13 protein-coding genes are annotated in these 12188 nt (G+C 34.7%); 5 read left to right on the forward strand and 8 right to left on the reverse strand.

The window, feature by feature from the left end; translation table 11 throughout:
• Positions 1-291: 291 nt before the first annotated feature.
• The gene (lysS, locus tag VB264_RS13895; protein WP_323250308.1) at positions 292-2004 is read right to left on the reverse strand and encodes a lysine--tRNA ligase; all 1713 of its coding nucleotides are present in this window, start codon (positions 2002-2004) and stop codon (positions 292-294) included.
• A 282-nt stretch (positions 2005-2286) separates the two neighbouring features.
• Here lysS and VB264_RS13900 point away from each other — a divergent pair, with 282 nt between their 5' ends.
• Both VB264_RS13900 and VB264_RS13905 read left to right on the forward strand, forming a co-directional pair.
• The gene (locus tag VB264_RS13900; RefSeq protein ID WP_323250310.1) at positions 2287-2685 is read left to right on the forward strand and encodes a LytR/AlgR family response regulator transcription factor; all 399 of its coding nucleotides are present in this window, start codon (positions 2287-2289) and stop codon (positions 2683-2685) included.
• Between the two features lie 441 nt (positions 2686-3126).
• Positions 3127-4164 (forward strand): aldo/keto reductase, encoded by a 1038-nt coding sequence (locus VB264_RS13905; RefSeq protein ID WP_323250313.1) that lies wholly within the window; start codon positions 3127-3129, stop codon positions 4162-4164.
• Between the two features lie 120 nt (positions 4165-4284).
• Here VB264_RS13905 and VB264_RS13910 read toward each other — a convergent pair whose 3' ends face one another.
• Genes VB264_RS13910 through VB264_RS13925 form a run of 4 tightly spaced genes read right to left on the reverse strand, consistent with a single transcriptional unit; the run spans position 4285 to position 7365 of the window.
• Entirely contained in the window at positions 4285-5106 is an 822-nt protein-coding gene (locus VB264_RS13910; RefSeq protein WP_323250315.1) for a DUF4097 family beta strand repeat-containing protein, read from the reverse strand.
• A gap of 30 nt (positions 5107-5136) precedes the next feature.
• Positions 5137-5997, reverse strand: coding sequence for a DUF4097 family beta strand repeat-containing protein (locus VB264_RS13915; protein ID WP_323250316.1), 861 nt, complete (start codon positions 5995-5997; stop codon positions 5137-5139).
• A gap of 15 nt (positions 5998-6012) precedes the next feature.
• The gene (locus VB264_RS13920) at positions 6013-6828 is read right to left on the reverse strand and encodes a HEAT repeat domain-containing protein (RefSeq protein ID WP_323250318.1); all 816 of its coding nucleotides are present in this window, start codon (positions 6826-6828) and stop codon (positions 6013-6015) included.
• 12 nt (positions 6829-6840) lie between these two features.
• Positions 6841-7365, reverse strand: coding sequence for an RNA polymerase sigma factor (locus VB264_RS13925; protein WP_309919630.1), 525 nt, complete (start codon positions 7363-7365; stop codon positions 6841-6843).
• Positions 7366-7684: 319 nt separating this feature from the next.
• On the opposite strand from VB264_RS13925, the gene VB264_RS13930 reads away from it, so the two are divergent.
• From VB264_RS13930 to VB264_RS13940, 3 genes are all read left to right on the forward strand, one after another.
• A complete protein-coding gene (locus VB264_RS13930) occupies positions 7685-8239 on the forward strand; it encodes a carboxymuconolactone decarboxylase family protein (RefSeq protein ID WP_323250319.1) in 555 nt (184 codons plus the stop codon).
• Positions 8240-8300: 61 nt separating this feature from the next.
• The gene (locus VB264_RS13935) at positions 8301-8720 is read left to right on the forward strand and encodes a nuclear transport factor 2 family protein (RefSeq protein ID WP_323250321.1); all 420 of its coding nucleotides are present in this window, start codon (positions 8301-8303) and stop codon (positions 8718-8720) included.
• 69 nt (positions 8721-8789) lie between these two features.
• Positions 8790-9668: a helix-turn-helix domain-containing protein gene (locus VB264_RS13940; protein WP_323250323.1), complete on the forward strand. Its 879-nt coding sequence runs from the start codon at positions 8790-8792 to the stop codon at positions 9666-9668.
• Between the two features lie 140 nt (positions 9669-9808).
• Here the strand turns inward: VB264_RS13940 and VB264_RS13945 are convergent, their stop codons facing one another.
• The 3 genes from VB264_RS13945 to VB264_RS13955 form a co-directional block, all read right to left on the reverse strand.
• Entirely contained in the window at positions 9809-10663 is an 855-nt protein-coding gene (locus VB264_RS13945; protein WP_323250325.1) for an Rpn family recombination-promoting nuclease/putative transposase, read from the reverse strand.
• A gap of 362 nt (positions 10664-11025) precedes the next feature.
• Entirely contained in the window at positions 11026-11475 is a 450-nt protein-coding gene (locus tag VB264_RS13950; protein ID WP_323250327.1) for a nuclear transport factor 2 family protein, read from the reverse strand.
• Between the two features lie 47 nt (positions 11476-11522).
• Positions 11523-11960 carry a hypothetical protein gene (locus VB264_RS13955; RefSeq protein ID WP_323250329.1) on the reverse strand — a complete coding sequence of 146 codons (438 nt, stop codon included), beginning with the start codon at positions 11958-11960 and terminating at the stop codon, positions 11523-11525.
• Between the last annotated feature and the right edge of the window lie 228 nt (positions 11961-12188).

Consider the following 12188-nt stretch of genomic DNA (forward strand, 5'->3'; position numbering starts at 1 on the left):
TTATATATGACGAAATGACCGATTTGTATAAATTAAGGTTGATAAATTGTCATTTATTAGATTATCTGCGTAAAAGATTTTACCCGCAGATTTTGGAGATTTTAAACCGCAGATTTGGAGAGATTTTAAATTATTAAAATCAGCGATATTTTTCTGCGAGAATCAGCAGGAAAATATTACCCGCTGATTTCAGAGATTTTAAACCGCAGATTTTCGGAGATTATTTAATAAATCCGCGGGTAAAAAAAATGGCTACCTCGATGAAGTAGCCGTTTTCTATTTTTCATTTTTCTATTCAAACCATTTAAGCACATCGTCCTTAGTAGGAATTGAAATATCTAGTTTTAACTTTTTACGCATTCCGCCTAAATCGTTAAATACTTTGTTCGGATTAGCCTCTTTCAGTCCTGCGATGGTCATAAAGCCCATTTTTTGAAGTACAGGAATCCATGCTGTTGGTACACCGATTGCTTCGTATTCTGCATCAGTAGAAAGTTCAGCTTTCTTCTCTGGACGCATCTGAGGGAAGAACAATACCTCTTGAATAGTCGTTTGATTAGTCATCAACATCGTCAGACGGTCGATACCAATACCAATACCTGCTGTTGGTGGCATACCATATTCTAATGAACGAAGGAAATCTTCATCCATCGCCATTGCTTCGTCGTCGCCTCTTTCAGCTAGTTTCAATTGTTCCTCAAAACGTTCACGCTGATCAATCGGGTCATTTAATTCTGAATAAGCATTGGCAATTTCTTTACCATTGACAAATAATTCAAAACGCTCTACCAACCCCGGTTTACTACGGTGTTTTTTAGTCAATGGAGACATTTCAACTGGATAGTCGATAATAAACGTTGGCTGAATCAAATTGCCTTCCACTTTCTCTCCGAAAATTTCGTCAATCAATTTACCCGTTCCCATCGAAGCATCCACTTCTATTCCCCAAGAAGTACAGTGATTACGAAGCGTTACTTCGTCCATGCCTTCTACATTAACACCTGTATATTTTTCAATCGCTTCAGCAATCGTCAAACGTGTGAATGGTCCAGCAAATTCTATTTCGTTTTCACCAACTTTTACTTTCGTTTGTCCGTTGGTAGCAATAGCTACTTTCTCAAAAATCTCTTCGGTGATTTCCATCATCCAATTGTAGTCTTTATAGGCTACGTAGAATTCTAAAGACGTAAATTCAGGATTGTGAGTTCTGTCCATTCCTTCATTACGGAACATTTTACCGAACTCATACACGCCATCAAAACCACCTACGATAAGGCGTTTCAAATACAATTCATTGGCAATTCGCATATATAAAGGAATATCCAAAGAATTGTGGTGCGTTTTGAACGGACGAGCAGAAGCCCCCCCATGAATCGGTTGAAGAATTGGTGTTTCAACCTCTAACCAACCTTTTCCATCAAAAATTGTACGCATCGTCGTTACAATTCTTGAACGTTTGATAAATATATTTTTTACTTCTGGATTAACAATCAAATCTACATAACGCTGACGGTAACGCGTTTCTGGGTCGGTTAAACCATCAAACACATTGCCATTTTCATCACGTTTTACTACTGGCAATGGGCGTAAAGATTTATTCAGAATCTTGAATTCGGTAACATGAATAGAAACTTCTCCTGTTTGGGTAGTAAACACATAGCCCTTTACACCGATAATATCACCAATATCTAATAACTTCTTGAAAACTGTATTATAAAGCGTTTTATCTTCCTCTGGACAAAGGTCGTCTCTACGGAAATATAATTGAATACGGCCAGTAGCATCTTGTAATTCTGCGAAAGATGCACTCCCCATAATTCGGAAAGACATTAATCTACCTGCAATCGAGATATTCTTATAATCAATCTTATTGTTCGCATAATTCTGCTGAATATCCTCGGCAGTTACATTGATTTCGTATAGTTCAGCTGGATAAGGGTCGATTCCAAGCTTCATTAAATCTTCGCGCTTTTGTCGGCGAAGTACTTCTTGTTCTGAAAGCATAGTATTTGTAATATGATTCGTGAAAAAACACCAATCTTGTTTTCCTGCAAAATTAAGGATTATTCGTGTGTCTTCAAACCATAAATTTTTCTGATTTTCTTGTTACCATTTTTTAACGCATTTACGACTAAGAAAATGTAGCACAAAAGAGGGGTTTTAAGGAGGGTAAAAATACGCAATTAATCAGATAAAGTGTTTTTACGCTAAAATATTGAAAGCAAAGTCTTTTGTTTTGTACTATGGAAAAATATTCATCACGGTGATTATGTAAACCAAACAACTATGAACTTACCAATCCAAACCAATTTTCTCTTTTCTTCAAAACGATATGGTCGTGAAAAAAGAACAATTATTTTCTTAGAAAGAGGAAAAACAGAAATCTTAATCGATGAAATTGTGATGTGTCAGGGCGAAGGGAATTATACTTTTGTACATTATAAGAATGGTAGTAAAAGACTTTTCTCAAAAACGTTAAAACAATTTTGTGAATTATTTGAGCCTCATGATTTTGTAAGAGTAAGCAGATCATTCTTAATTAATTTAAGATATTTAAAAGCATTTAGTACTACAGGCGAGCCATGTGTAATAATGGAGAATGAACAAAAAATAGACATTGCCAGACGCCGTAAAGTGGCGTTTCAAAATATAATAAGACAGTTTACCATAAAATCAATTGCTTGATTACCAATTGGTCAATGTATGCTCATTAAAGAAAAACTATTTTAGTGGTTAGGTGAATAGGCGACAGCTTCCTGAATGTTTCGGGGAGCTGTTTTGATTTTAGATTTTGGACATGAAGATTTAGGACTTGAAGACTAGAAGACTTTGGACTTTGTCATTAAGTCTTGCACCTTAAATTTAACACCTAATAATCCAAAAATCTAACATCCTTAAGTCTTCAAGTCTAGCGTCTTAAAGTCCAAAGTCTAAAGTCCAGTATCTTAAAATCCAACATCCTAAAGTCCTTAAGTCTATCATCCTAAAGTCCAACATCCTAAAGTCTTAAAGTCCAAAGCCTAACATCTTATTTACTAAAAACGAACCAACTTTTTATTTTTTGGATTTCACTATTAGCTACTCCTTAACGAGTAGCATAAGACAAATCTCTAAAATCAATAAAGAATGGAATACAGACAATTAGGTGCATCAGGCTTAGAAGTGCCTGTGCTAAGTTTTGGAACTGCTACATTTGGTGGTGGAAACGATTTTTTTAAAGCTTGGGGAAGTACTCAGGTAGAAGAAGCTACTCGTTTAGTAGACATTTGTTTAGAGGCTGGGCTCAATTTCTTCGATACTGCCGATGTATATTCTCAAGGACTTTCAGAAGAGATTCTAGGAAAAGCGTTAGCTGGCAAAAGAGATAAATCATTGATTTCAACAAAAGCTACTTTTACTTTTGGCGATGGTCCAAACAATCAGGGTTCATCTCGCTATCGTTTGATTAAACAAGTAGAAGGAAGTTTAAAACGCCTCAATACTGATTATATCGACCTTTATCACATGCACGGCTTTGATGGCAACACACCTATTGAAGAAACCCTCAGGGCATTAGATGATTTAATTCAAAGTGGTAAAATCAGATACATTGCTGCTTCAAATTTTTCAGGATGGCATTTAATGAAATCTCAAGCTATTGCTGATAAATATGGTTGGAATAAATATGTAGCACATCAGGTATATTATTCATTGGCCAATCGTGAATACGAATGGGAATTGATGCCTTTGGGATTAGACCAAAAAGTTGGCGGAATTATTTGGTCACCCTTGGCGGCAGGCAGATTAGGCGGCAAATATCGCAGGAACCAACCTTTGCCACAAGATAGCAGGGTAGCACAAGGCGGTAGCCCCATTCCAGAAGCAGTAATCAACGAAGAAGTATTTTATAATATCATCGATGCCTTGGATGAAGTAGCAGAAGAAACGGGTAAGACCGTAGCACAAGTAGCCATCAACTGGGTATTGCAAAGACCAACAGTATCGAGCATTATTATCGGTGCCAGAAACGAAGCGCAACTCCTTCAAAACATTGATGCGGTAGGTTGGAATTTGACAACAGACCAAGTAAAGAAATTAGATCAAGTCAGCGAAGTACCTACAATTTATCCGTATTGGCATCAAAGACAAAATCTAAAACTGAATCCTTTACCTAAGTTTTATTAGGATTAAAATGACCTCATCCCCCAGCGAGACGCGTAGTCGGGTTGGGGGTGAGGTTAAAAACCTGTAAGCTTAACACAAATGCTAAACCTACAGATGCTTTATAGATAAGTTAAAATAGGTTTATTTAGCTTTTCTTAAATAGATATTTCCGAACATATTTTTCATCATAATTTCTGGACCTCCACCGTTTATTTTTCCATAAATCCAGTCTTCAATTTTAATTTTATACATACCTTTTTCTCTGGCTGTATTTGTTTTTGGCTGGGCTTTATCAATGTCAATATCAAAATCGCTTAGTATTTCACCGTCGTCTGATTTTAGCTTAATATTTGTTTTAATCGTAGCAGGAAAAGTAATATCTACATTTCCATTCAGCGTTGTAAATGCCATAGGTGCTTTAGCATCCACCGATTTGAAACTGGTGATGATATTACCATTAACAGTATTAGCTACGACCGAACCTGAAATGTTAGTAAGTTTTATCGCTCCGTTTACGTTATTCACTTCCATTTCTCCATTAAGGTTTTCTACCGTAATATCTCCATTATTGATGGTATGAAGTTTAAAATTTCCATTTTGTGGTACTTTTAGGGTAAGATTAACCGCTCTTTTCCAAGAATCAGAATGCACTACTACCTTGTTGTTGTTTTCCTCTGCCGTAAGCTCCAATCCATTATCTGCCACGATACGCTTCATGCCTTCGGCGTTAGTCTTGTTTTCTTCCTTTTTAGGATTAGCGGTCTGTGCTTCAATTAAGATTTCTTTACCAGTATAACTAGCTACTTTAATGGAGCCATTGATTAGTTTTACTGTTAACGAATAAGGCTTAGTTGGGTCAGTTAAAGGTACTGTAATTTGGTCTTTTGTTTCTGACTGAGCTACCGCTTTGTTCATCAATATGATTGATAGTAACAAGAAGCTTGTTTTTTTTATTGTGTTCATGTGCTTGTTATATTTTTGTAATAAACATTTTTATGGTTGTTTTTTAATATATACGCTTCCGTTCATGGTTTCAAAGCGATACGCTTTTCCGCCAGAGCCAATTCTGATAGAAGATGTTTTGTTTAGTTTATAAACCGTCCCTTCTCCCTTAGTCTCCTTGTTTTTCACTACCTGTGTTGGTAATACTTCTGTATTAGAAAAATCTGTATAGAAATGTCCATTCATGCTTTTAAACTGTAAGTCTGCCGAAAGGTCATTGAGATAGGTAACCCTAATGTCACCGTTTAAGGTATAATATGATGATGGTTCTGGTGGATTGCTTACATAGTTTATCGTGATATTACCATTAATAGTATGTAAGTTGCTTTGTCCTTTGGCATTGGCTACAGAAATCTCGCCATTGATATTACGTAAATGCAATGCTCCTGCAACGTCTTTTACCTCCACATATCCATTGTTGATGGTCGAAATATGTAAGTTCATGTTATAGGGTACTTTTACACTATACGATACATTATAATGATACGCTACACGTTTGTCATTTCTTCGCTCGTTATTACGGTTAGGGCGAGAATCAAACGGTTGAGCCACATATGCAATAATACTATCTCCTTTTTGTTCAAATGCCAATTGGAATTCTTTCTTACCAGTTTCTACATCATCCTCATCTCGGGCTGAAATATTTTTATCAACTTCTATCACTACTTTATCGCCAGCATAGCCTTCTACTTTTACAAAACCATTGATATTATAAATGGCTAAAATGTTGGTGGTTGTCTTGGATACCTCAAATTCTTTATGGAGATGTTCATCAAATTTCTGTGCATTTGTTGACGATTGGGCACAAGAGAGTACCACTCCTATTAGTAAGGAGAATAATGTTTTTTTCATGATGTAAAGGTTTATTTAAATGAGTTGATTAATACTTTGTTTTATTTTATCCTTGACCATCTCGTTGAGATTGTCTTGTTTAAGCAATTTTTGAAGCGGTTTAATTGATTTTTTTTCTTGCAACTTCACCATTACATCAGCAATGGCTGATTGTACCAACGGAGAATCTTGTTTAGTAATACTTTGTACCAAACCTTCACGCACCCTAGCATTATTTGACAACTTGGTAAGGGCTTCTAAGGTCATCAAGCGAACATTTACATTCTCATCGTTGTTCAGTGTCATCAACAAGGCATCTACTACCTGTGTATTTACTTCGGTAATTTCTTCTGAATAACTAACGGCACGCATTCTTTCAGAGGCTGAAGGATTTTCCAATAAGGACATCATCATCATTTTCTTCATTTCTTGAACTTCAGACGACAAAGCTGTTATTTCCTGATTTGAAGCCTCTCTGACATTCAAATGATTGATAAAATAACCCATACTAAGCCCAAAAAGGATTAACATAAAACTATATGACAATTGAAGGGCAGGTTGAATCGTCCAAAGTTGTTTGAACTTCGCTAATATACTCGTCAACGGATTATTCTTTTCAGCAACGGTTTCTTTATAATCTTCCAACATCGCATAAAAATCTGTGCGCATATTCGCAGAAGGCACAGGCTTAGGAATCTCGCCCATCATTGCCCATAATTTTTGAGACTGTTCAAACTCTTTCTGGCAATCCGGACATTCAGCTAAATGTTCTTCTAACGCTATACGCTCAACATCGTTGATAGGATTATTCAACAAATAAGTAAGTCGCTCTTTATCATATTCACATTTCATAAGACTTGCCTTTTATACATTAATTTTAAAATAAATACTTTTTAATTGACCCATCGCACGATGCACCCTTACTTTAATTGCCCCTTCGGTTGTATCCAATATTTTGGCAATCTCCTGATAACTCAATTCCTGATACCTACTCAAAATCAATAATTCACGGTTTTCTGTACTTAAACTACCAAGGGCTTTTTCTAGCATATTCAATTCTTCTTCTTTCTCAAATTGTTCATCAGCCAGTGTACTCCCTCCTATTCTTTCCTCAAAATCTTTTATATCGTATTGAGCCTTGTTTCTGATATTCTTTTTAGCATGGTCGTTCAAGACATTACGAGCCAAATGATACATCCAAGTTCTAAACTCACCATCGCCCACAAACGCATTTCTATATTTAAGCATCCGATAAAAAACATTCTGAGTCATATCCTCGCTGGCTTCTTTCTGATTAGTCATGTGAAAAAGAAAGCCATACAGTGAACGATGATACCGTTCAAAGAGCAGACCCATCTTGTCGAGGTCTCCAGCTTTTACTTTTAGCATGAGTGCGTTGTCAGAAAGATTATCCAAGTAATTAAATAGATTTTGTGTTATTTGTACTGGTAACCGCAGTAATAATGAAAGGTTACAGAAATAATTGAAAAAACTTTAATATTTTCTTCAATATCTCCTTTGCTTCTGTTGTTTTTAGCACTTTAATTACCAATAAATCCAAAACTATCATAAAAGTATCGTTTTATAAGTAATTAATCACTGGAAAAATCGTCCATCATGTTGCGTACTTTCTCCATGTTTCAAGTCTCAATATCCTCGCAACTTTGTATTGTCAATAAGGACAAAAACATTTAAACATATTCATACAATGGCACGTTTAACAGCAATTAATCCAGCAGAAGCTACAGGTAAAACAAAAGAACTTTTCAATGCAGTGCAAAGTAAATTAGGCGTTGTTCCTAACATGATGAGAACAATGGGCAACTCTCCAGCTTTTTTAGAAAGCTATTTAAACCTAAGCGGAGCATTAAGTGGTGGAACATTAGGAACTAAAACTGGCGAATTAATCGCATTGGCTGTATCAGAAAGCAACTCATGTGATTATTGTTTGTCAGCACATACTTATATCGGTACAAACTTAGTCAAAATCAAACCTGAGGTGATTGAAGCAGCAAGATTAGGTAATTCAGCCGATGAAAAAACTGATGGTGTATTAAAACTTGCAAAAGCTTTGGTAAGTAAAAAAGGATTATTATCAGATGCTGATGTGGATGCCGCTAAAAAAGCTGGACTTACAGAAGGTGAAATTGGCGAAGTGGTTGGGCATGTAGCATTAAATATACTGACTAACTATTTTAACAATACAGCACAAACTGAGATTGATTTTCCAGTAGTAAATGCTTATCAACTTGAAACTGTTTAATTTAAAAATTGGATAAAGGTAGTTGAGCATTAGAACAACTACCTTTAATGTTAACAACAAAATGGAAAATAAAAGATATCCCCTGCCGCCTTTTACGATGGAAACGGCTTTACAAAAAGTTCAAGCGGCTGAAGATGCTTGGAATACCAAAGACCCTGAAAAGGTTTGCTTAGCTTACACCATCGATACAGAATGGCGAAATCGCACTGATTTTATCAATGGCAGGGAAGAAGTAAAAGCTTTTTTGACTCGTAAGTGGGAACGAGAGTTAGGGTATAAACTCAAAAAAGAATTGTGGGGATTTAGAGAAAACAGAATGGCTGTCCGTTTTGAATATGAATGGCACGACCATTCGGGGCAATGGTTCAGAAGTTATGGTAATGAACTTTGGGAGTTTGACGAAAATGGATTAATGCAAAAACGATTTGCGAGTATCAACGATTTAGCCATTTCAGCAACCGAACGTAAATTAATTTATTGATATACTATTACCTTTACCTTGAAACTGTGTTTTTCAAACCATACTATTCATTCGTTTACTCAATAGAAAATGTCAACTCAATCGGTTTTTACGCTTGTCAATCCACTAACTGGGCATCTTGCTTTTAAAATTTTTTCCTTTGAAGACAATCGATATTTCGACCATTTACAGCGGAATAATTATTATACCTTAATTTGGATAAAACAGGGTAATGGCAAATTAAAGTCTGATTTCTCGGAATATGACTTTTCAGAAAATACACTCTTTGCGTTTTCACTCTATCAACCTTTTATGCTTTCATCCAACAATATCAGTGGTGTAGCTATTCAATTTCATCCCGATTTTTTCTGTATTCATAAACACCATAGCGAAATAGCCTGCAATGGTGTTTTGTTCAATAATGTATATGAACCACCCTTTACGAGGGTTGATGAAGTTTCAGCGATGGCTTTTGATATGTTATTTGAGCAAATGGCCACTGAAATGCAAAACCAAGCTTTGGCACAATATGAGTTATTGGTTTCGTATCTGAAAATATATTTAATCAAAGCATCACGTCTTAAAAAAGAGCAAAATCCTATTTTATCAACCTCCATTACCGAAACTAAAGAGCCTTTTATCCTTCAAAGTTTGAAAGATTCAATAGAAAATAACTTTAAAGTAAAACATTCTCCTAGCGATTATGCAGAACATCTAAACATCTCTGCCAAAGCATTAGCCAAAATCACCAAGACCCATTTCAACAAAACGTTGACTGATTTAATAGCCGAAAGAATAGTCATTGAAGCCAAAAGAGAATTGTATTTAACGAATAAAACAGTCAAAGAAATAGCCTTTGAATTAGGCTATGACGATGAATATTATTTCAGTAGATTTTTCAAAAACAATGCTGATGTTTCTCCACAACTGTTTAGGGAAACCGTTGGTTTTGGAAGGAGTATGAATTAGATATACATTCCCAACTTTTCAATAAACAGTCTTCAAGCAATGTGCTAAAGGTTTTTTATGAATACCATCACATTGCTTTGTTGCTTATTTATAAAGCCATTTTTTGATAAGTTTTGTGTAATGAGGCAGTAGGGTAAGTTTTATTCATCAAAAAATTGTTGTTGAATATCCTTAACAAACTCCTCTGAAACCCTTGCAAGTGAAGCACATTGTTCAATAGTTAATCCCATCTTTAGTCCAGATTTAATAGTCTCAATCTTTTCTTCCTCTTTTGCTTGCTTTATTTTCTTTCCCTCATTTTTGACTGCTAAAGCATTTGCCGAAATTGTCATTTCGTAAGCTAATTTTTGTTCTGCTGTCATATTACGAATATCAACTTCTGAAATAGCTTTTTTAAGCCAATCTTCATTCCAAAAGGTTGGGAATTGCGATATTTCTGTTACTTTATGTAAATTTTTCATTGTGTAAATCAGTTTTTCCAAATCTGTTTCTACTTGATTGACTTTTTTGTCAAACTTATCAAGTTCTACGGTAATAAACGTCATCTGGTCATCAATAATTTCATTTTGGGTATTCCTAAGAACAGCAATATTATGATAATCAGCAATTTGTGGAAATATGCTATTGGCTAATAAACCAATACAATATATTTTAGGTAAATTCTCAAATCTGTATTCCCCTTTCTTTACTAATGTATTGAAGCGATGTAAAGCATAAAATTTCATGCGTTGGATAAACTCTGGGTATTCACTCAGTTGCATTTCTACGATAAAGTGATTTTCATTATCATCAACACAAGCAATGTCGTAAATTCCACTACGACTGTCAATAGTAATAGCAGAAATGTCATTTTTAACAAATTCAATTGATTTGATAGCTACAGACGAATTAATCAAAGCCTTCAATGCTATTTTTAAAAATGTGGTATCAACCTCATTTCCAAAAGTTGCCTTAAAGCCATAATCTGAAAGGATTGAAATAAATCTGTCGTTCATATTATAAATTTCCATTAGGCAAAGCTACTTAAATTTCATATATCACAAATAACTATTTGACTGCTATTTCTTGCCCTTGGTGTTATTAGGATATTAGGACACAAGAACGCTTACTAGAGTATCTATATTATCAAGTCGTTCGTTTACGTTTATAACTCATAAAATTAGAATTAGTAATCTTCAAGTAATGTCTTAAAAGTTATTTTTACGATTATTCCAGTCCACCATCTTAGATGCCGACAAACTGAAATATTTCAATTCTTTCCGCCAGCTTGGTATCCTTTATAAATTCCTTTAAAATCCTAATTATTTATGTTGCTGATAGTTCTATAATTAACTCATCTGTCAAATGTCTTTCGGAATTAATGCTGTTTTATGTCTTTATACTGCCAAAGAACATTGATAATTTTCCAACTACCATTAAGTTTGACAATGTGCATATAGTCAATCCATTCGTCTGCAATTAATTTTACAGAGGCAGTACGTTCAGAAACATCAAGTAGAAAAATCTCTTTTTTAGGGGACGCAGGAAATTTGTCGCCATTCTTATTATAACTCTCTGCAAGCAAAACCATAGATTCTGTTGTCGTTTCTCTTACATAATCTTTCCCTGTTGCCTTGTCTTTCCAAAAAGTACGTTTAACCATTCTAGGATGTAATGCCTTGTCCATTTGCGTAGGATTTGGCTTATGCTGAGATTCTATATAATCAAGAGCAGCTTGTCTGATTGCTAAAGTATCTTGTTTAGTTTGTCCAAAAACCAAGGGGCTAGTCAGAAATAACAGGAGGCATAAAAGAATATTTTTTTTCATTTTATCTGTTTTGTTGATATTCATATTGTAGTTATTAGCATTTGTAATTATTCCCATTCCCATTTATCGTCAATGCTGTATTTAATTCTCAAATAGTCTGCAAGTTCTTTCAGCCTTACAGTTATGTCGTCAATGTTTGATATTTTATCTTTTGGTAAAATGTAAGATTGTCCACCTTTTAATCTAACTAAAATTATCGTAGGAATTTCACATATCTCTTCAAGTTCTATCGTCAAAATTTTACTTTCATTACCATTCTGTTTCGCTAAGATATAGTGGTTGTTAAATTCTAACGTTGTAATTCTGTCTAGTCTGTCGCTTAAGTTCTCTTTAATGAAACTTTTGTAGTGGTTAATATAATGTCGCTTTTCCCAAATTGGATAAATGAAAAAACAAAAAACTCCGAAAATGACAAAAATAATACCTAAGAAAAACTTGCTGTCCAAAAACAATAAAAGTCCGAGTACTAAATATATTATAGGCACTATTACTTTGTTTCTTTGTCGCTTCTTTCTAATTCGTTCTGACTTTGATGCAAGATAAAGTTGGATGTACCAGGAAGTCCTTTTCGTCAATTTTATAATCTATCGTCATTGTATTATGGTGTAAAATGTTTGTATTAATTAAGAATTGAGAAATTGGTGCGTTGCTAATGTAGATGTTGTTTGTCTTAGCTAGCACATGACAAATACCGACAATATCAAGAATGCTTA

The sequence above is a fragment of the Arcicella aquatica genome, from assembly GCF_034928825.1.
Taxonomy (GTDB): Bacteria; Bacteroidota; Bacteroidia; order Cytophagales; family Spirosomataceae; genus Arcicella; species Arcicella aquatica.

Coding starts and splice junctions, on each gene's coding strand:
- VB264_RS13950 (WP_323250327.1), bottom strand. CDS start 11,475: ATGAAAAAAAATATTCTTTTATGCCTCCTGTTATTTCTGACTAGCCCC.
- VB264_RS13920 (WP_323250318.1), bottom strand. CDS start 6,828: ATGAAATGTGAATATGATAAAGAGCGACTTACTTATTTGTTGAATAAT.
- VB264_RS13940 (WP_323250323.1), top strand. CDS start 8,790: ATGTCAACTCAATCGGTTTTTACGCTTGTCAATCCACTAACTGGGCAT.
- VB264_RS13945 (WP_323250325.1), bottom strand. CDS start 10,663: ATGAACGACAGATTTATTTCAATCCTTTCAGATTATGGCTTTAAGGCA.
- VB264_RS13900 (WP_323250310.1), top strand. CDS start 2,287: ATGAACTTACCAATCCAAACCAATTTTCTCTTTTCTTCAAAACGATAT.
- lysS (WP_323250308.1), bottom strand. CDS start 2,004: ATGCTTTCAGAACAAGAAGTACTTCGCCGACAAAAGCGCGAAGATTTA.
- VB264_RS13910 (WP_323250315.1), bottom strand. CDS start 5,106: ATGAACACAATAAAAAAAACAAGCTTCTTGTTACTATCAATCATATTG.
- VB264_RS13925 (WP_309919630.1), bottom strand. CDS start 7,365: ATGCTAAAAGTAAAAGCTGGAGACCTCGACAAGATGGGTCTGCTCTTT.
- VB264_RS13905 (WP_323250313.1), top strand. CDS start 3,127: ATGGAATACAGACAATTAGGTGCATCAGGCTTAGAAGTGCCTGTGCTA.
- VB264_RS13915 (WP_323250316.1), bottom strand. CDS start 5,997: ATGAAAAAAACATTATTCTCCTTACTAATAGGAGTGGTACTCTCTTGT.
- VB264_RS13930 (WP_323250319.1), top strand. CDS start 7,685: ATGGCACGTTTAACAGCAATTAATCCAGCAGAAGCTACAGGTAAAACA.
- VB264_RS13935 (WP_323250321.1), top strand. CDS start 8,301: ATGGAAAATAAAAGATATCCCCTGCCGCCTTTTACGATGGAAACGGCT.